Origin of the sequence: Labrenzia sp. PHM005, from assembly GCF_006517275.1 — a bacterium.
GTDB lineage: Bacteria > Pseudomonadota > Alphaproteobacteria > Rhizobiales > Stappiaceae > Roseibium.
Window position 1 is genome coordinate 2,566,201 of record NZ_CP041191.1, and the last position, 19,124, is coordinate 2,585,324.

Consider the following 19,124-nt stretch of genomic DNA (forward strand, 5'->3'; position numbering starts at 1 on the left):
TAATCAGTCGTAGTAAATCTCATTATCACCGAGATAGACGTTGCTGGCGGCACAAATGTCGATCGCGATCGGCTCATCAAGGACTTCGCTGTCGTTATCACCCAGCCATCCGACCTGGAACACCTGATCGCAGTTCCCGGTATCTGCATTAAAGGACGCCTGAGCGTTCTGGCCAGGGACCAACGCATCGGCGAGCCAATTGTCGCTCCAGCCATCACCGGCATTGGTGTAGAAGCCGACAACCACATTGCCTTCTGTATTGTTATAGATCTGGAAGTACCCTTCAGATCCAGTGCCTTGGGCTAATACCGTTCCAGAAAAGGTGGTCAGTGCTGCCACCAGGCAGAGTGAATTTATTATTCTCATGAAAGCTCCCCCAAAATGACCCTCGATTACGGGGTCTGTCTTTAACGCTAATGCTATGAGGGAGATATGTAAAACCCAAATGATATGGGCGGTTCTTGTCCAAATCTCCAAAAATCTATCTGTTCAGTTCTATGGCCTGTTTCAGATAATAGGTGAGATGATCCTGATTGTAGGTTTGAATTGGCAATACTCGAATCGATTTTCCTTTGCCCGTCAATAATCCGCGGCTGTCGGTCATCTTTGCGCCCTTCAGGAACCCAATATCGATCCCATGTGGCATCGTTCTTAAATGGCAGATCCCGCCTTTCGCATTGGCATAGGTCGTGATCCTTGGTTTCTGGGTTTCTTGGAACCCATATCTTGTCAGAAGAAGATCGCGGACCTGAAGAAATAGGTCGCGATGATCAGATGCCATGTCCCGTTCAAATTGTGTCATGAGATGCTCCGTTTTTGTTGGCCGGAGCTCTCTTAACTGGTCACAACTGACATCCTCCTGGCAGGAGACTTCAATCAGCCCTGAAAAAACAGCGAACCGGAAATGTCAGAGCGGCCAGAAAAGGAGAATCGCCGGAATGCCAATTGCAAGAACGAGTGCTTCCAACGGCAATCCAATCCGCCAGTAGTCACCGAACCGGTAACCTCCAGGGCCCATGATGATGGTGTTGTTCTTGTGCCCGATTGGCGTAAGGAAGGCACAGGAGCCGGCAACGGCGACAGCCATCAAAAACGGGTCTGGATTGACGTTCAAGGTGTTTGCGATCTGAACTGAAATGGGCGCCGCTATCAGGCAAGTTGCGACATTGTTCAAAAAATCCGACAGGGTCATGGTCACGGCCATTAGGACCGCCAGCGTGACCCAAGCCGGCGCGTCTGCGGTAAGTGTTAGAATGCCGTCGGCAATGATTTGAGCGTTGCCGGCTTCTTCAAAGGCTTGTCCCAACGGGATCAGGGATCCAAGCAGGACGATCACTTTCCACTCCACAGCCGAATAGACTTCTGTTCCACTAACGAGACCTGCTGCGGCATAGAGAACCACACAGGCGGCCAAAGCCACAGGTAAATAGGCGAACCCAGCTACCGCGGCGGTGATTGCCAGCGCAAATCCCCCGATGGCTAGCCAGGCTTTGTTGCGCTGGATCATGCCGGTCGTCCGGCCCTCGAGCGGGAATACGCCCAGCCATTGGATTGCGGTATCAAGCCGTCCGGATCTGCCAAGCAGCAGGAGAACATCACCGGCGCGAATCTGTTCGTGCCGGACCCGGTTCTGGATGCGCCGGCCTTCCCTGGAAATGCCGAGTAGAGTAACGCCATAGCCGTATAAAAGGCGCATCTTGAAGGCCGACATGCCGACAATTCGGGCACTGTCCGGAACAATTGCCTCGACCAGATTGAGCGCGCCGCCAGTGATCCCGCCCTTGTGTTGCTCTGAACCGGCAAAGTCGAGTTTGGCAGCGCCCATAAAGGCTTCGATGGCTTTGGGATCTCCTTCAACCAGTAGGAAGTCGTTTTCCTTGATGAGCTCGGCCCGGGCAAACCCCCGGATCCGGCGCCCATGGCGGATAAGCCCGATGATGGTGATGTCTTTTTCTTCTGCCACTGGATAAAGATCGCCGACCGTAAACTCCTTATCCTTTGAGAGCTTTCCGACCTTGAGTTCCGCGCTGTAAAGGCCATCCGCAAGGCCTGTTTCGTCGGGAGCTGCCCGGAAGCGGGCCGGTAGCAGGCGCCAGCCGATCAGGGTAACGAAGGCGATGCCGCTGATGGCAACCGCCAAACCAACCGGGGCGAAGTCAAACATGGAAAATGGGCTGCCGAGCGCATCGGACCGGTATTCGGCAATGACGATATTGGGTGGCGTGCCGATCAGGGTGATCATGCCGCCGAGGATTGTTGCGAACGACAGCGGCATCAGCGACAGACCGGCCGAGCGGGAAGCTTTCTTGGCAGCTTCAAGATCGAGCGGCATCAGAAGCGCCAGCGCTGCGACGTTGTTGATAATGCCGGACAGTGCTGCGCCCACCACGGCCATAATGCCGATGTGGCCGGGAAGGCTGCGCGAAGCGGAGAGCAATTTTCCGGCGACGAGTTCAACTGCTCCGGAATTCATCAGGCCTCTGGAAACGATCAGGACGAGGGCGATGATGATGACCGCGGAATGGCCGAAGCCTGAAAAAATCTGACCCGTTGGGACGAGGCCCAAAAGGGCGGCCAGGATCAAGGCGGCGAAGGCGACCAGATCAAAGCGGATCCGGCCCCAGACCAGAAGGGCGAAGACAACGGCGAACAATAGAAAAAGTAGGATTTGATCAGGGGTCACCTGGAACAATCTCCGATCCCGATAAGCGAAAAGAAGTGTCAGAAACTTAGGCCGGATTGGAGTTGAGCGTCGAGCGATTTCTAATTGGCGATGTCCGGCAGTCACCGCTTTCATGGCGTAATTGTAAAAGCGGGCAGACGGTACGGGTGCCCATATTGCCGTACCATGAGATCTGTCGGGCTAGTTGTTGGTGTTGTTTCTGGAAATTGGGTTTTGTGAGTGTCTTGTGGAAATCTAGAGTTGTATTTATGGCAGGTGCGGCTACAGACATGTTTTTGCCGCTGTGTTTGTTTGAACACCCGGTCGCCACAATCAATACCCACTTCTTTTCAAAGAAGGCGGTATCTGCCGCTGGAAGAGGAGAATTCTAATGAGCAAAGGACAAAAAACTGCCCTTGAGACCATCACCAGCGCGACCTTCGCGCGCATCCAGTATTATGTCAGGGCAAGTCACTACCGGCAAATCCATGGAAAATGGGCCGGCGAAGCTGCGCCAAACCCGCTTGTTATGATGGGGTTGGAGCGCAGCTAACACTGCTGGAGCTAATCCGTCCGGCGGAAGGTCTTACGGTTTATTCAACCGCAATACTGAGCGGGGGAAGTCCATCGACTGTTCCGAGCAATTTATCGCCGCGGACAACGGGTCCAACACCAGCTGGCGTTCCGGTTTGGATGATGTCACCGGGGGCCAGCTCGAAATAGTCTGACAGATAGGAAATCATTTCCGGTATTTTCCAGATCATCTGATTGAGATCACCTTCCTGACGCAGGTCGCCGTTTACGGTTAGCTTGATCGTGCCGGTATCAGGATGGCCGCTTTCGGCTGCAGGAACCAAGGCTGTAATGGGCGCCGAATCCTCAAATGCTTTGCCGATTTCCCAAGGGCGGCCCATCTTTTTCGCCTGGCCTTGCAAGTCTCTGCGCGTCATGTCGAGGGACACGGCATAGCCAAAAACGTGGTCTAGAGCTTCGCTCACCGGGATGTTTCTGCCGCCGGATTTTAGAGCCACAGCCAATTCTATCTCGTGATGCACATCTTCCGATTTCGGCGGGTAGTGGAACGTGCCGGACGTGTCGAGATTGTTTGGGTTTTTCTGGAAAAAGAACGGTGGCTCCTTATCCGGATCATGGCCCATTTCCACTGCATGAGCTGCATAGTTTCGCCCGATGCAATAAACGCGTCGGACCGGGAAGAGAGCATCTGTCCCCAATATGGGGAGGGTAGGAACCTTCGGTGGCTCAATCACAAAATCTGGCATGCGTGACCTCGGCTTGTTCTTGTGAGCGTTGGCGTTCGACCCTACTCAAAAATCGATCAATCGCAATCAATATTTTTAATTTCGATATTTTCTTGCAAAATTCGAATTGATCTGGATTAATTAGGATATTGATTGGAAATAGATCGATCAATTGATGCGATGGCGACACATCGCACTGCAATGGGGTCTCCGCATACAGCCGACTCTGTGCATAATCGATTATTGTCAATCAGGAATAAAAAATCGATAAAAATACAATTTTGTGTTGATTGTCGATTAGACTCAGTGTTTGATCACGAATGTGTGATGAGGGAGAGCGATCTGTGTTAACCCGTCCGGAATCATCGAATTGCGCAAACGCCGTCAGCGCCTTGAAAGCCTTTATCGCTGACAATGCGTATCAGCCTGGTGACCGGCTTCCGGCCGAACGGGAGTTGATTGATCAGCTCGAGATCAAGCGGACGGTTCTGCGAAAAGCGCTCGATATGATGGAGCGGGAAGGGGCTATCTGGCGGCATGTTGGCAAAGGAACTTTCGTTTCTGCTCCGACTGACATGCTCGACATTGGCAGCTTGTCTGATATTGGCCGGCAGATCACACCGGTCAAAATGATGAAGGCGCGTCAGTGCATAGAGGCTGCGATTGCAAGAGAAGCGGCAATCCATGCCTCACATGAGGCCGTTCAGAAGATCAATGGCTTTAAGGACCGTATCCGCGGCGTGTCGAGCTGGGCCGAATACGAAGCGCTGGACGATCAATTCCATGCAGCTGTTGCGGAGGCTGCGGACAATATTCTGCTTCTGGCTTTGTTTGATCAACTTAACAAGGTCCGCCGGGCTGTCGCCCTAAGTACGGTCATTCGCGCAACAGAGCGGCCGCCGGAAAACCATACAAGTTTTGAAGAGCATGACCGGATCTGTGCGGCCATTGAGGCGCGAGATCCAAAGGCTGCACATGACGCAATGTGGCAACACATCCAGTCCGTGTCGGCCCGATTATTCGAGCAGCTGTGAGGAGGCTGTTTTGAACCGGCAAAGAAGGCGAAGGAGGTCGCACTCTAGGCCGGAATAAAGAACCGCGAGGTTCAAGTTGGGAGGAAATAATGAAACGCTTACTTCGTAAACTCTGCGTGGCCGCTGCCGCGCTGCCGATGGCTGCTGCCTTAATGACCGGATCTGTAGCTGCGGAAGGCAAGATCAAGATCGCATTGGCCGAAACGCCATCAGACGAACTTGCCGCGTTTTTCGTGGCGCTTGACCGGGCGAAAGCCAATGGCCTCGACTACGAGTGGACCGCTTTTTCAGATGAAGAGTTGGCTATTCAGGCCGTGTTGAGCGGTCAGATGGACATCGGTTTTGGAACACCCTATGCGGCCATGCAACGCTCTAAAGCCCCCATCCGGATCGTATTTCAGCTGTCCAAGCTGAAGTTCTTCCCGGTCACGTCCAAAAAGTACAGCAAACTTGAGGACCTCAATGGGGAGCCGATCATGCTGCACTCCCGCGGTGGCGGGACAGATTCCATTGCCAATGTGATTGAGGACAAGCTCAACATTGAATTCGGCGACCGGTCTTATGTTCCAGGTTCGTCCAACCGGGTGGCGGCACTGATGGCCGGGCAAACCGATGCGACGATTGTTGATTTGTCGAACAAGAACAAGGTGATGAAAATCGCCGGTGACAAGTTCAACGTCTTGCCGATGTTTGAAGTTGAAGCCAGCGACGAGGCATTGTTTGCAAATCTCGACTGGATCAAATCCAACGAAAAAGATGTCGCCATCTTCGTTGAAGCCCTGGTTAGCACTTGGCAGGACATGTCGAAAGATCCGACGATCATTTCCAAGGAAACCGATCCGGAAGGTCCGATTGGCCAGTTGCCACCGGAAATCCTCGGCAACTTGGATACCTTCTATTCGGACGCTGTTGCAGGCGGATTGTATTCTCCGAACGGTGGAGGCCGCACTGCCGCAAAGGCTGATCTGGAGTGGTACCACAATGCCGGTCAGTTGGAAGGTGATCTCGCGTCCTTGAATATTGAGGACTTCTGGTACCTCGCACCGCTGGATGCAGCGACGAAGTAAGCCGGCCGCTCAGGCTGCCGGACGTCCGGCAGCCTGACATGCTTTTTCCGTTCAATAAGGACAGCGATAAATGAAAAGCCGCTCTTTCTGGCTGAAAATTCTATCGGCGGTGATCCTGTTTGGAGCTTGGCAGATCGCAGGAATGATTCCGGTCAGCTACGCGTTTCCGACTTTCTTTGAATCCATGGGCGCTATGCTGCGCATGGCCGGCGATGGCACGTTGTTCCAGGCCTATCTGGAAACCTTGCGCCCATTGGTCGTCGGCGTAGCGATTTCAGCGGTTTTTGGAATAGCTCTTGGATTGTGGATCGGCCTCAGCGCCAAGTTCGACTGGCTGTTCTCGCCGATTTTCATCGTCATGCAAGCCGCGCCGCTGGCTGCTCTGATCCCGCTTCTGGTGATGGCTTATGGAATCGGCCTGACATCCAAGGTGTTTGTGGTCTGTATCATGGCGATGCCGGTCATCGTTCTGAATACTGCAAGTGCCGTGCGCAATACACCGTCGTCGATCAAAGACATGGGCCGTTCATTCCTGGCGTCAGACAGGGAAATCATCTTGAAGATCATCATCCCGGCTGCTTCGCCTGTAATCTTTAGTGGATTGCGGCTTGGTGTTTCTGCCGGCTTCATCGGCGCCATTCTGGCGGAACTCAAAATCACGCCGACCGGTGTTGGCGACATCATCACCTACAGCCGTTCGATCGCGGATTATCCGGCCATGTACGCCGCGATCTTCTCAATCATCCTTCTCGCCGTCGTGTTCCTGAATCTCTTGGAACGGCTTGAGGTCTACCTGTTTGAAGGAAATGTCCGTGGTTATGCCTCAGATTAAAGAAGTCGTGGATCCCGCAGCCGCACCGGCTGACAACGCGGTTGTTGTCCGTGGCGTATCAAAAACCTATGGCGATGTAGAAGCGCTGAAAAACCTGTCCTTGGAGTTTCCAAGAGGTCAATTGACGTCTCTCTTAGGTCCATCCGGCTGCGGAAAGACAACGCTTCTTAAAATTATCGCTGGCCTTCTCGACGCAAACAGCGGGGAAATCGAGGTCAACGGCAAACCGGTCACGGGGCCGGGCCCAGACCGTGCCTTTGTCTTTCAAGATTTTGCTTTGCTGCCATGGGCAAATGTTTTGAACAATGTGGCCTTTGCCTTGGAACTCAGAGGTGTTGCGCGCTCCGAACGCGAAGCGATTGCGGAGAAATACATCGCCGAAGTCGGATTGAAGGGCTTTGAGAAGAAGTATCCGCATCAACTTTCCGGCGGCATGCGCCAGCGAGTTGGACTGGCGCGGGCCTTGTCGGTAGATGCGGATGTTCTGCTGATGGACGAACCGTTTTCAGCTGTTGATGAGCAAACCCGGCGCAAGTTCCAGGAAGATCTTCTGAACCTTGTCCAGAACGAAAACAAGACATTTATCTTCGTCACGCATTCGATCGAAGAAGCAGTCTATGTCTCCGATCAGATCGCGATTTTGCTACCGCGTCCGAGCCGTGTCTCTGAGGTTATCCGGCCGACAGGTTTGCGTACCAAGAATGTCGACAACATTCGCAGAGACCCAGAATACCTCGACATCGTCGACAGTATCTGGGCGTCGCTGCGCAGTTATGTGGAATAGGAGGCGATATGACTATCTTTGGAGTTCGCCTGCCAGCCATGTCGTCGCTCATCCTGTGGGGGCTCTTGTGGGAGATCGTTGGCCGTTTGGATCTGACCTTCTTCATCCCGCCCTTGTCGGAAGTGGTGGTGACGCTGTTCTCAGTGATTACGACCGCGCCCTTCTTAAAAGCTCTGTCTGAAACCGCCTATGCGTTTGCTGTTGGTGTGACGTCGGCGATTGTGATCGGCATTCCGATCGGGATCTTGATGGGCAAGAACCGTTTGATCGATGAGTTGCTGCTGCCCTGGGTCAACATGTTCCTCAGCGCGCCGCTGACCGCGCTGGTTCCGGTGCTGATGGTCTTGTTCGGCTTTGGAATGAAGTCGATCATCATCACGACGACGCTGTTCGCGATCTGGATCATTATCCTGAATGCCCGGGCTGGAGTGTTGCAGATCAACCGGTCCTTGATCGAAATGGCACGGTGTTATGGCGCCAATCCGCTGCAGGCCTTTTACAAGATCTATTTCTGGGCAGCTCTGCCGGAAATTCTCGGCGGCGTGCGCATTGGCGTGATCCGGGCGGTCAAAGGCGTGATCATCGGCCAGTTGCTGATCTCGATTGTCGGTTTTGGCGCGCTCTTCGAGCTCTATGCAAACAACTTCCTGATGGCGCATTTCTGGGCGGTGCTGCTGGTGCTGTTTGCGCTCGCCTTCTCAGTGGCCGAGTTCCTTGGGTACCTGGAACGGCGGGTTTCATATTATGCGGCGTCGCGGTAGGCTCGGGCCCTATTGCGAGAACTGGAGCCCGGGCAATTTGCCCGGGTTCTTTTTTTGGTCAAAACAGAATTTGCAAAGTTTGTTCTTACCGGCTCAATCCACCTCTTCGATGTTTAAGCATTCTCGGGTGGTAACAGAACCGGGGCAGACTGCTGAAACGACAGGCTGACATCGGTCCCAGGTTGAAGCGGCGCGTTGATGTCGCCAGAGGTGACAAACAGCGATCCAAACTCTGCCTTTAGCGTGTATTCCATGTGGCGGCCGACATAAGTCGCCTTTGAAACCTGCGCTGGAATGCCGCCGTCTTGTGATCCGACTGAAATGCCGATGCGGTTTGGTCTGACTGCAAGGACAGCCGGGCCGGCAGGTAGTCCGCGTGCGGGCAAGGACTGCCGGTAGGACCCGATGCTGATCGAAGCCTGATCTCCGTCAACGCTTTCGATGTCACATCCGATCAAGTTGGCTTCGCCAATGAAGTCTGCAACGAACTGATCGTCCGGCAACTCGTAGAGATCGCGGGGCGCGCCCTCCTGAGCAATCTGGGCATTACGCATCACGATAATCCGGTCGGAGACTGCGAGCGCCTCTTCCTGATCGTGGGTGACATAAACCACCGTCAATCCCAGGGATTGCTGAATGTCACGGATTTCCTCACGCACCTGACGGCGCAGCTTGGCATCCAGGTTTGAGAGCGGTTCGTCGAACAGCAGAACTTGCGGCTCCAGCACCAAAGCGCGGGCGACAGCAACACGTTGCTGCTGGCCGCCGGAGAGTTCCGACGGCAAGCGGTCGCCATAGCCGGCCAGACCGACAAGTTCCAATCCGTCCAAGGCCCGATCGCGAACCTCAGCCCCTTTGAAGCCGCTAAACTTCAGGCCATAGGAGACGTTTTCCAAAACACTCATGTGCGGGAAGAGCGCATAGGACTGGAACACCATTGAGACGTCCCGATCTGTCGCCGGCAACTTGGTCACATCCTGATTGCCGATCAGAATGCGGCCCTCGGTCGCCATTTCCAGCCCTGCGATCATACGCAAAGTCGTGGTCTTGCCGCAGCCGGAAGGTCCGAGCAGCGTGACCAGCTGCCCGGCTTCGATCGTCAGCGAAATGCTGTCCACCGCGGTGACGTCCCGGCCATAGACCTTGGTGACGTTTTCAAACGTGACGGAGGCTGCATTGCCTTTGGGTTTCACAGTCATCGTCGGTTCCGTTCTAGAAGTCATTTGGCACGCTCCGTCCTCCGGCCGATGTCGGTTTTACCGACAAACAGTTGAAGCAGGGCGATGGCTGTGAGCATCACCAAAATGAGCGTGTTGGAATAGGCAATCGCCAGTCCGTAGTCGTTGTTTTCCACCCGGCCGATGATGTAGCTGGTTGCCATGTCGTATTCGGCGCTGACCAGGAAGATAACGGCGGAAATCGCGGTCATCGCCCGGACAAAGGAATAGACAAGGGCCGCCAGGATCGCCGGTTTCAAGAGCGGCAGGATCACCCGTCTGAACGTTGCCGCACTGTTGGCACCAAGCGTCAGCGAGCTTTCATCCAGGCTCTTGTCCAGCTGGCTCATCGAGGCGATACCCGCTCGCACACCAACCGGCATGTTGCGGAAAACAAAGCTGATGATCAGAATGACGCCGGTTCCGGTGATCTCGATCGGTGGGACGTTGAAGGCGAGAATGTAGCTCACGCCAATCACGGTGCCGGGGATCGCGAAACTCAACATCGTGCCGAATTCAAACGCATTCTTTCCAGCAAACGACTGCCGCGTCAGCAGATAGGCCGTGACCAGGCCGACAGCAGCCGTCAATGGAGCCGCAAGAGCAGAGATCTGGATGGTGGTCCAGAAACTGTTCCAGGCAGAGCCTGTCCAGCGGATGCCGTCTTCAACCAAACGAATGGAGAAGGCCGTCTCATAGTGTTTGAAGGTCAGCGTGTTGTTGACGCCCCAAAGCTCGACGAACGAACCATAGAAGATCATCACGTAGATGACGGCGGTGAAGGCCGCCCAGATGAAGGCGATCGAATAGACTGGGATCATCACGCCAAAGGGTAGGGTCGGATGGATCCCGGAATCGCCTTTGCCGGACACTGTGGTGTAGGACTTCTTGCCGAGCCAGAAGCGTTGCGCGTAGAACGCCGACAAGGTGAAGCCGAGCAGAACAATCGCCAGCACCGCCGCGCGGCCCTGATCATATTGCGCGCCAACAATAGCAAAGAAGATCTCCGTCGACAGCACATCGAAGTTGCCGCCCAGAACCAACGGGTTGCCGAAATCGGCCATACTTTCAATGAAGCCGAGTAGGAAGGCGTTGGCGAGACCCGGACGCATCAATGGCAAGGAGACTGTCTTAAAGACTTGCCAGCGGTTTGCCCTCAAGGTTTGTGCTGCTTCTTCCATTGATGGGCTGACACCTTCAACAACACCGATCAGCACCAGAAAGGCGATGGGCGTGAAAGCAAGCAGCTGGGCGATCAGAATTCCTGGAAGACCATAGACCCAGCGGGTTGGCTGCACGCCGAGAACATCGGCGACGGCGGTCGTGATGGTGCCGGACAAGCCAAACAGCAAGATTATTGCCAGGCCAATAACAAACGGCGGGGTGATGATCGGCAATACCGTCAGCGCCCGCAGGAGTTTCTTGTGCCGGAAGTTGCTGCGTGTTGCCACAAGCGCAAAGACGAGGCCGAGCGCGGTGGTCAGGAAGCCAACCAGGATTGCAAGAAACAGCGAATTCCAGGCCGCTCCGCAGCGTCCGCCGGACAGGCAATCGAGGCTCCAAAGGCGGGAACTGAGGAACTTGGAGAAGAAGACAGCGACCGAATAGGTGTTTTCTTCGGTTACGAAGGCGGCGATCAGCAGTTTGGCGATCGGGAAGAAAACGAACACCGTGACAACTGTGATGACGAAGCCGATCGATGAAACGACAAAGACATCACCATTGACGGCGCCGCGGGCCGCGATCCCTTGTGTGAATAGGAACAAGAAACAGGTCGCCACCAGCATGGCGCCATAGCCCATGCCAAATTGCCGGTCTCCGAGCGGGCCGAAAAGGCTCTCCAGCCAGGAAAAGTTCCAGCCGCGCAGCCCGATGCCGAAGCCTTGAGCGATCAGCCAGGCGGCGCCGAAACCACCGGCAAGGATAAGTATCCGGGCGTAATTCGGATGTGCCTTGGGCAATGAGACGGCTGCAAGTGCGCCGAGCAGCGGCAGCACGAGCGGTGAAAGCCAGAGTTTCTCACCTTGAACAAAGAGGAACAGACCCGGAGCATAATCGCTGTCGAAGGGGTAGCCATCGACCAGCCACTCCAGGGTCCAGAATTCCTCAATGCCATACCAGGGGAGAACGGCAAATCCCAGCCATCCGATAACGATCCAGAAGATCAGGACAGGACGGCTGGAATTACTATTATGAGCGAGTTTCACGATTATTGCGGCAGTGTGGAGACCTCATCATCCCATTTTTTTAACAACCGCTTGCGTTCGTCGCTGGAGCCGTATTTTGCAAAATCATAGTCGATCAGTTTGATCGAGGACAGATCCGGCGCCTTGTCCGATGTCGGTGCGTTTTTGTTGGACGGAACCTGGAACGCATTGACCTGCAGTGCCAATGCCTGCGCATCAGCCGACAGTGCCCAGTCGTAGAATTTTTTTGCGTTTTCCGGGTTTCTGCCATCTTTCACGATCGACATGGAGCCGATTTCGTAGCCTGTACCTTCACACGGTGCGACCACCTTGATCGGGAAGCCGGCCGCAGCCTGTTTGACGGCGTCATGCATGAAGACGATGCCAATGGTGTTTTCTCCGCGGGCTGCTGCCTTGATCGGAGCTGATCCGGATTTTGTGTACTGGTTGATGTTCTTGTGAAGGCCTTTCATGAATTCAAAACCTTCGTCTTCGCCGAAGAGCTGCATGATGGTTGCCAGTGTTGTGTAAGCCGTTCCCGAGGAGTTCGGGTTGGCCATCTGGACGTGGCCCTTATATTCCGGCTTCAACAAGTCCTTCCAGCAAGACGGCTCCGGCAGATTGTTCTTGGCAAGAACATCTGTGTTGTAGCCGTATCCAAGTGCTCCGGAATAGATGCCGATTGTTCTGTCACCGGCAGAGCTTGCTTGCGAAATAGCCCAATCTTGAAGTTCGCCGCGGATGGGCGTGACATAGGATTCTGTCAATCCCTCTTCAGCGGCCTGAAGATGCGGGTCACCGGTTCCGCCCCACCAGACATCACCTTTCGGATTGGACGCTTCCGCCTTGATTTGAGCGAAGGTTTCACCGGAGCTTTTCCGGGTCATGTTCACTTTGATATCGGTCGCGTCCTCAAAGCCATTGGCCATCAATTGGCACCAGTCTTCCTGCGCGCTGCAATACAAAGTGAGCTTTTCCGCCGACAATGCAGGACCCGCGGCCAGAAGGCCCAACAATCCAGCCGACGCTAACATCAACGATTTCCGCATTCCTACCTCCCAGTTAGAATATTTATTTCATGAGGTTATTGGAATGGAATTTTTTGGACAACTAAAATTTTGCCAACTAATCAATTTTTTGAATTGCTGGAGCAATTTGCGCCGAACAAAACAAAAAAGGCGCCGCAATGTGCGGCGCCTTTGAAAGCGAATACGGAAATTAAGAAAGATCAGGTGTTGAACTTGAACAGCAGGACATCACCATCCTTGACGATGTATTCCTTGCCTTCGTCCCGCGCCTTGCCAGCTTCCTTGGCAGCGCTTTCGCCGCCAAGCGAGGTGTAATCGTCATAGGCGATCGTCTGCGCGCGAATGAAGCCGCGTTCAAAGTCAGTGTGGATTACGCCGGCAGCCCCCGGCGCCTTGGTGCCCTCGGTGATGGTCCAGGCACGGGTCTCTTTTGGACCGGCAGTGAAGTAGGTGATCAGACCCAGAAGGTCGTAACCGGCCCGGATCATCCGGTCGAGGCCCGGCTCCTCCAGTCCGATGGTTTCCAGGAACTCTTCCTGCTCTTCATTGTCCAGCTGCGAGATCTCCGCTTCAATTGCAGCGGAAATGACAACGGATACAGCACCTTCAGCAGCGGCCTTTTCGGCAACTTTCTGGGACAGAGCATTTCCTTCGGCAGCCGATCCCTCGTCAACGTTGCAGACGTAAAGCACCGGCTTGGAGGTCAAGAGGTTGAGCCCCTTCAGCATCTTGGCTTCTTCGGTATCGGCGACGTCCAGCATGCGGGCTGGCTTACCATCCTGCAGCAGCTCAAGGGCTGCTTCCATAATTGGCAGCACGGCCTTGGCTTCTTTGTCGCCGCCAGTCGCTTTCTTCTTCAAAGGCGCGATGCGCTTTTCAAGGCTTTCCATGTCGGCGACCATGAGTTCCGTCTCGACCGTATCGGCATCGGCAATCGGATCGATGGCCCCGTCCACATGGGTGATGTCGTCATCTTCAAAGCAGCGCAGCACGTGGGCAATGGCATCCACTTCGCGGATGTTGGCCAGGAACTGGTTGCCGAGGCCTTCGCCCTTGGAGGCTCCACGTACCAGGCCGGCAATGTCGACAAAGGTGATCCGGGTCGGGATCACTTCTTTGGAGTCGGCAATTTCCCGGATCGCATAAAGGCGCGGATCTGGCACAGCCACTTCGCCGGTGTTTGGCTCGATCGTGCAGAAAGGGTAGTTTGCGGCCTGAGCCGCCGCTGTCTTGGTCAGCGCATTGAAAAGGGTGGACTTACCGACATTCGGCAGTCCGACAATGCCGCACTGGAAACCCATCGTGAGTTCGCTTTCGGTTTGTGTCTGAAACTGTTGCCGCGCTACATGCCCGAGGGGGCAGATAAGGTCAAGGGTTTCTGCGATGTCAGCTGGGATGCTGGCTGCCGATTTGGCGCTGTCTTTGCGGAAATGAGCAGCGCCGTTATTCGCTGGTGCGCGCGATGCGGTTTAATATCCCCGAACTCACTGCCAGGATCGCATTTTCATCCAGCGCTTCCGGAGAATTCCAGGTCGCTACAAAACACCACTTTGTGCCGTTGTGTGCGGTCAAATGGTATGTGAGGTTTAGAACGCCTGTCTCACTGCCGCCTTTGAAAGCAATGGTTTTCCAATCCGCCGGCTTTGCTTGCCCGGGATTGATCTTGAACACTGGCAGATCCCGCACTTTGGAGATGACCTTGCACAGGCTGGGGACAGCCGTATACCATTCCAATCCGTGCTGATAGCCGTTGTTGACATCGCCGGGGTCGGGCGCGGGGCGTCCTCCCAGTTCAGCAAGAATTCTGCGTTTTTCCGAAAGACCGCCAGAAAGATACTCAGATGCCTCTTCATCAGAGGCTTTGAGCTGGAAGAATTGGCGTGTTGTCAAAAAAGGAACCTGTTCTGAGATCTTTTCGAGTTGCGCCAATGGCAGCTGCGACATGAGGAGGTCTGTTGCCGTGTTGCCGGAAATGGAAATCATTAATGCGGCTGCGGTTTCGACCGTCACATGATGACCGTCGGGCCAAGTGTGCAGAGTTCCGGATGGCAGGGATTTATGGAATTTATTCAGTGTGAGCACGCTCGACCATTCAATCTCTCCCGCTTCCACTTTCATTGCGAGTGCGTCCAGCACAAACAATTTGAAAGCGGACCCGACAGCCAGTTTTTCCGATGGGGCGTGGCTGGCGACTATCTCTCCGTTCTTCGTCAAGAGATAAGAGGACCGCTCAGCAAACCTTGGAAGCTTTTGCAAGAGATCTTTCAACGTACCGGATTGTTGAATGTCCTTGATTTCAAAACCGGTTATTTGACCGTTGCCACTTCGGAACAGCCGAATTGTGACATCATGTGTTGCCGTTGAGAGCGCGAAGTTTCTAGATTGGGTCGATTTGGAAACCTGTTCCGCCGGGCCATACGTGGTTTTGAGCTCTTTCAATGCTGGCCGCAGCCTTGTCATCGGGACGGCGGTCCGGAAGGACAGCGCGAACCAATCAGAGTGCGGGGCGGTTTCGTTCCAGATCCGTAACAGGAGCGTTTCATCGGACAAGTCTGCAGTATCGGTCTCAGCTTGGGCAGGGCCGGCAACCAGAAGAAACAAAAGCACTATTGTAAACACTGTTTTCAAAGCGGTGCCTGATTGGTTGGGATTGGACGGTCCTATCTAATTTGTAGAAGTAGTTGAGTGCAGGGTCATTACGTGACCTGCTCTCTTATTGAGAAGCGCTCAGAACAGTTACTGCAGTCCAGTTGGATCAATCAGTCCGCCGCTGCATCCCATCTCGGTTTCAATTGCGGCTAGCATCAGATCGCCAAGATTAGAGGAAGGATTGATTAGGCCGCGCAGGCTGATCCAGATTTCATTGATTAAGGTGCGGTTGCCATCGTTGGTACACTTGACGAGTACACGGTCGCCTGCACCTTGACCAAAATCTTGATCAAAGGCGGCTCGGATTTGGGCGCCGGTCACTTCCTGGCCGACGTTGTTGAAGAAGAGGTCGCCAACAGCCGAGTCATTCACAAGACCTGTCAGCAGGAGCGTGTCGTCATAATATTCATCGGCGCCGCCTTCGCCGAAGTAACAAGTGCCGTGTTTGATCCATTCATGATGGTGCAGATGGCTGGCAACCCCGGGCATGGCCGCAGCAAGTGCATCAGCTGTTTCGGTGTCGAGGTCCGGCGCGGGGAGTAAATGCCAGCTGCCCGGCTTGTCGAGGTTGCGGACAGAGGCGGAGACGCCGCAATAATCATTGCCGCGGGGTTGTGGCCACAATCCATGGATTGAGAGCTGCCGGGTCGTGTGGGGCAGATTTCCGGTATTTAGATCCTGGCATTCCTGTTTGCCAGGCCGGATTTCGCAAAAGGCCGGCTGCCAGCTCAAGGTCAGAAGATTGTCCGTCGATTCCCGTGCATCCGGAACCGGCGTGATTTCATCGTCGGTCAGAGGCGGCGCCGTTGCCGTATCCGCTTCAACAACATGTATGCCGCAGGAGGTGCTTACCCAGCGCGATTGGGTCACGGGGGCGCCATCGACATGGATTTGGAAAAAGTCCCCGCCTGTCTTGTTGATCCCAAGGAGCTCATAAGCAAGCTGCGGTGCGGTCAGAATGTCACCGGGGTTCGTTTGGCGGTTTTTGCTTTGGTAGGCCTCACAGACCTGCTCGGCGATAAAATAGCCCTCAAGCTTCTCAAAGGCGGCTGAAGGGCCAATCGATAAGCCCAATATGGCGGATGCTAAAAGAAAGTGACGCATGGTTTTCCCTTAAAATAGCCTAGGGTCATCATGTCTACGCAGATCACTATATTATGACGGGAAAGTCTTTGTAACTAAATTCTTGATTGCAGTTACGCGCTGTTGCCGCCGCCAAGCAACTTCTTCAGCATATCGGCCATCGGTCCAGACTTCGGCAAGGGCGCTGGCTGGGTTTGCCGCGCCTGATGGATATGGCTTTTTTGTTTTGGCTTCGATGCCTGATCGGTTTTGGCTGAGGTTGGCTTGCCGTTCCGCCGCGCCTTTTCTGGTTCTAAAGCCAACGTGAGTTTATTGGCGAATTGGCTGTCCTTTGCCTCAGCCATCAGGCCGGCATTGTCCGCGATTTCGGTCAGAAGCGGTTCCAGCCAGTCTTGATCGGCTTTTGCGAAGTCGCCCAGAACATAATTGGACACGAGTTTCTTGTCGCCAGGATGGCCGATCCCAAGCCGCAAACGGCGGTAATCCGGACCGATATGAGCTGAAATCGACCGCAAGCCATTGTGGCCGCCATGCCCTCCGCCTTTTTTCATGCGGAATTTCGCGGGTGGCAGGTCCAACTCGTCGTAGATGACGACAATGTCTTCCGGGTCGATCTTGAAAAAGCGCATCGCTTCCCCGACCGAGCGCCCGGATTCGTTCATATAGGTCGACGGTTTGAGCAGGAGCACCTTTTCGCTGCCGAGCCGGCCTTCGGAGACCTGACCCTGAAACCGAGCCCGCCACGGCTGAAAGCCGGAATGGCGCCGATGGATTTCGTCGGCGGCCATAAAACCAATGTTGTGCCGGTTGCCAGCGTATTTTGCACCGGGATTTCCAAGGCCGACGATCAGTTTCATCACGGGTCTCTGAGAGCGTTTCAGTGGCCGCAGTTTAACAGCCGAAAATTAAAAAGAAAAAGCAGCCGGTTTGGCTGCTTTGGGGATGCAGAAGGCGGTGCCGCCTTCTGCAAAATCAACGAGAAGATCAAGCTTATTCGCTTGCTTCTTCCTCACCGTCTTCGGAAGCTTCAGCGTCGTCCTGAGCACCGCCACCAGGAGCAGCCAGTGTTGCAACAGTGAAGTCACGGTCGGTGATGGTCGGCTGTGCGCCTTCCGGCAAAGTGGTTGCGGAAATGTGCAGCGTGTCACCGATTTCAACATTCGCCAGATCGAAGACCAGGGATTCCGGAATCGCATCTGCTGGAACGATGAGTTCGACCGTGTGGCGAACAACGTTCAGCATGCCGCCTTTTTTCAGGCCCGGGCAGGTTTCTTCGTTGATGAATGTCACCGGAATGTCGACGGTCAGTGTTGTGTCACTGGAAACGCGCAGGAAATCAACATGCAGGACATCGTCGCGCACAGGGTGCAGCTGGAAGTCCTTCGCGATGACTTTGTGCTTTTTGCCGTCAACATCGATCGTGCCGATGTGTGTCAAAAAACCACCTTTGTGCAGGGTCAAAGTGGTTTCTTTCACCGGAATGGTGATCGGCATAGCCGGTTTTTTGTCGCCGTAAATAACGGCAGGTAGAAGGCCTTCGCGACGCAGTGCCCGTGCGGCCCCCTTGCCCACACGATCCCGTGCCGACGCCTTCAGCTCATAGCTGGCAGCCATGGCAAACTCCTATAGGTATATGATATGGACCGGCGAACAGGCGCACCGAATTGACGATAACTTGTCCGGGATCGGTCCTTTGAACGCCTCCTCCAGGGGTGCAGGCGCGAGCGCCATATACCGGAAACTTGCCAGAAGAGCAAGTCACCTTGCGATAGCCAGTCCATTGTAATTTTTACGCAAAACACAAAGTAAATAACATCAATCAGTGATTGTTGCTTCCGTGCTGAGGAAGTTCCAGTTTTATTACTATATTCTGGGTTGAGTGAAAACAGTATTCAATCAACAAAGCGTAAAAATGTACATATGTGATTAATCTCCGTCCGGTTGAATGACGTATCGGAACTCAACGGAGATTAGTCCATGAGAAAATTTGTGCATTCCGCTTTGTTTGTCCTCCTGGCAACGGGTGCTGCTGGGGCAAATGACTTCCAATCCGAACTGGAAACATTGGCAAACGGTCAGATTTCCGAAATTGCCACCTCTGCCGAAGTTGTTTCCGCAGTCCAGGCCCGTAACGGTGAAACGGCCGGTTACGATCAGGCCAAAATCGATGAGCTGGACAAAACGTGGCGTGCAGAAACGGAAGCCGTTGACCAGCCCATGATCGATGCGACTTTGGAAAATGATTTGTCTGGCTATCTTGCCGATGTCCAGGACGGCAGTGATGGGTTGTTCACCGAGATCTTTGTCATGGATGCCAAAGGTCTCAATGTTGGCCAAAGTGATGTCACATCCGATTATTGGCAGGGCGACGAAGCCAAGTGGAAAGATACTTTCGGGGCTGGAGCGGGATCCGTTCACATTAGCGAGCTTGAGGAAGACGAAAGTACACAGTTGTTGCAGAGCCAGGTCAGTGTCCCGGTGGTGGATCCGGACAGCGGCGAGCCGATCGGTGCCGTGACCTTCGGCGTGAATGTCGAAAAACTTTAACTCTTAAGCGGCAAG

The 19,124-nt window shown here is 54.3% G+C and carries 19 protein-coding genes; 7 read left to right on the forward strand and 12 right to left on the reverse strand.

Annotation, left to right across the window (positions count from 1 at the left end; genetic code table 11):
* Nucleotides 1–3: 3 nt before the first annotated feature.
* From FJ695_RS11530 to FJ695_RS11540, 3 genes are all read right to left on the reverse strand, one after another.
* Complete coding sequence (locus tag FJ695_RS11530; RefSeq protein WP_141185588.1) at nucleotides 4–366, reverse strand: hypothetical protein; 363 nt, start codon at nucleotides 364–366, stop codon at nucleotides 4–6.
* 115 nt (nucleotides 367–481) lie between these two features.
* Nucleotides 482–802: a DUF1801 domain-containing protein gene (locus FJ695_RS11535; RefSeq protein ID WP_141185589.1), complete on the reverse strand. Its 321-nt coding sequence runs from the start codon at nucleotides 800–802 to the stop codon at nucleotides 482–484.
* Between the two features lie 105 nt (nucleotides 803–907).
* The gene (locus FJ695_RS11540) at nucleotides 908–2,683 is read right to left on the reverse strand and encodes an SLC13 family permease (protein WP_141185590.1); all 1,776 of its coding nucleotides are present in this window, start codon (nucleotides 2,681–2,683) and stop codon (nucleotides 908–910) included.
* 370 nt (nucleotides 2,684–3,053) lie between these two features.
* On the opposite strand from FJ695_RS11540, the gene FJ695_RS28010 reads away from it, so the two are divergent.
* A complete protein-coding gene (locus FJ695_RS28010) occupies nucleotides 3,054–3,215 on the forward strand; it encodes a hypothetical protein (protein WP_168206332.1) in 162 nt (53 codons plus the stop codon).
* Nucleotides 3,216–3,255: 40 nt separating this feature from the next.
* Here FJ695_RS28010 and FJ695_RS11545 read toward each other — a convergent pair whose 3' ends face one another.
* Nucleotides 3,256–3,942, reverse strand: coding sequence for a fumarylacetoacetate hydrolase family protein (locus FJ695_RS11545; RefSeq protein ID WP_141185591.1), 687 nt, complete (start codon nucleotides 3,940–3,942; stop codon nucleotides 3,256–3,258).
* A gap of 323 nt (nucleotides 3,943–4,265) precedes the next feature.
* On the opposite strand from FJ695_RS11545, the gene FJ695_RS11550 reads away from it, so the two are divergent.
* The 5 genes from FJ695_RS11550 (at nucleotide 4,266) to FJ695_RS11570 (ending at nucleotide 8,399) form a co-directional block, all read left to right on the forward strand.
* Nucleotides 4,266–4,955: a FadR/GntR family transcriptional regulator gene (locus tag FJ695_RS11550; protein ID WP_141185592.1), complete on the forward strand. Its 690-nt coding sequence runs from the start codon at nucleotides 4,266–4,268 to the stop codon at nucleotides 4,953–4,955.
* Between the two features lie 89 nt (nucleotides 4,956–5,044).
* On the forward strand, nucleotides 5,045–6,022 hold the full coding sequence (locus FJ695_RS11555) for an ABC transporter substrate-binding protein (RefSeq protein ID WP_209011011.1): 978 nt from the start codon (nucleotides 5,045–5,047) through the stop codon (nucleotides 6,020–6,022).
* Nucleotides 6,023–6,092: 70 nt separating this feature from the next.
* Entirely contained in the window at nucleotides 6,093–6,854 is a 762-nt protein-coding gene (locus tag FJ695_RS11560; RefSeq protein WP_141185593.1) for an ABC transporter permease, read from the forward strand.
* Nucleotides 6,841–7,638 (forward strand): ABC transporter ATP-binding protein, encoded by a 798-nt coding sequence (locus FJ695_RS11565; protein WP_141185594.1) that lies wholly within the window; start codon nucleotides 6,841–6,843, stop codon nucleotides 7,636–7,638. Before FJ695_RS11560 ends, FJ695_RS11565 begins: the two co-directional genes overlap by 14 nt.
* An 8-nt stretch (nucleotides 7,639–7,646) precedes the next feature.
* The gene (locus tag FJ695_RS11570) at nucleotides 7,647–8,399 is read left to right on the forward strand and encodes an ABC transporter permease (RefSeq protein ID WP_141185595.1); all 753 of its coding nucleotides are present in this window, start codon (nucleotides 7,647–7,649) and stop codon (nucleotides 8,397–8,399) included.
* 113 nt (nucleotides 8,400–8,512) lie between these two features.
* On the opposite strand, the gene FJ695_RS11575 is transcribed toward FJ695_RS11570, so the two are convergent.
* From FJ695_RS11575 to FJ695_RS11610, 8 genes are all read right to left on the reverse strand, one after another.
* Nucleotides 8,513–9,622, reverse strand: coding sequence for an ABC transporter ATP-binding protein (locus tag FJ695_RS11575; RefSeq protein ID WP_247653824.1), 1,110 nt, complete (start codon nucleotides 9,620–9,622; stop codon nucleotides 8,513–8,515).
* The gene (locus FJ695_RS11580) at nucleotides 9,619–11,823 is read right to left on the reverse strand and encodes an iron ABC transporter permease (protein ID WP_141185596.1); all 2,205 of its coding nucleotides are present in this window, start codon (nucleotides 11,821–11,823) and stop codon (nucleotides 9,619–9,621) included. Before FJ695_RS11580 ends, FJ695_RS11575 begins: the two co-directional genes overlap by 4 nt.
* Before the next feature lie 2 nt (nucleotides 11,824–11,825).
* A complete protein-coding gene (locus tag FJ695_RS11585; protein WP_141185597.1) occupies nucleotides 11,826–12,851 on the reverse strand; it encodes an ABC transporter substrate-binding protein in 1,026 nt (341 codons plus the stop codon).
* A gap of 179 nt (nucleotides 12,852–13,030) precedes the next feature.
* Nucleotides 13,031–14,131, reverse strand: a complete 1,101-nt coding sequence (gene ychF, locus FJ695_RS11590; RefSeq protein WP_141185598.1) for a redox-regulated ATPase YchF — start codon at nucleotides 14,129–14,131, stop codon at nucleotides 13,031–13,033.
* A gap of 142 nt (nucleotides 14,132–14,273) precedes the next feature.
* Nucleotides 14,274–15,437 (reverse strand): serine hydrolase, encoded by a 1,164-nt coding sequence (locus tag FJ695_RS11595; RefSeq protein WP_141185599.1) that lies wholly within the window; start codon nucleotides 15,435–15,437, stop codon nucleotides 14,274–14,276.
* Between the two features lie 129 nt (nucleotides 15,438–15,566).
* The gene (locus FJ695_RS11600) at nucleotides 15,567–16,583 is read right to left on the reverse strand and encodes a ribonuclease T (protein WP_141185600.1); all 1,017 of its coding nucleotides are present in this window, start codon (nucleotides 16,581–16,583) and stop codon (nucleotides 15,567–15,569) included.
* Nucleotides 16,584–16,675: 92 nt separating this feature from the next.
* Nucleotides 16,676–17,419, reverse strand: a complete 744-nt coding sequence (gene pth / locus FJ695_RS11605) for an aminoacyl-tRNA hydrolase (protein WP_141185601.1) — start codon at nucleotides 17,417–17,419, stop codon at nucleotides 16,676–16,678.
* A gap of 133 nt (nucleotides 17,420–17,552) precedes the next feature.
* The gene (locus FJ695_RS11610) at nucleotides 17,553–18,176 is read right to left on the reverse strand and encodes a 50S ribosomal protein L25/general stress protein Ctc (RefSeq protein WP_141185602.1); all 624 of its coding nucleotides are present in this window, start codon (nucleotides 18,174–18,176) and stop codon (nucleotides 17,553–17,555) included.
* Between the two features lie 363 nt (nucleotides 18,177–18,539).
* Between FJ695_RS11610 and FJ695_RS11615 the strand changes: the two genes are divergently transcribed.
* Nucleotides 18,540–19,109, forward strand: a complete 570-nt coding sequence (locus FJ695_RS11615; protein WP_141185603.1) for a PDC sensor domain-containing protein — start codon at nucleotides 18,540–18,542, stop codon at nucleotides 19,107–19,109.
* The last annotated feature ends 15 nt before the right edge of the window (nucleotides 19,110–19,124 follow it).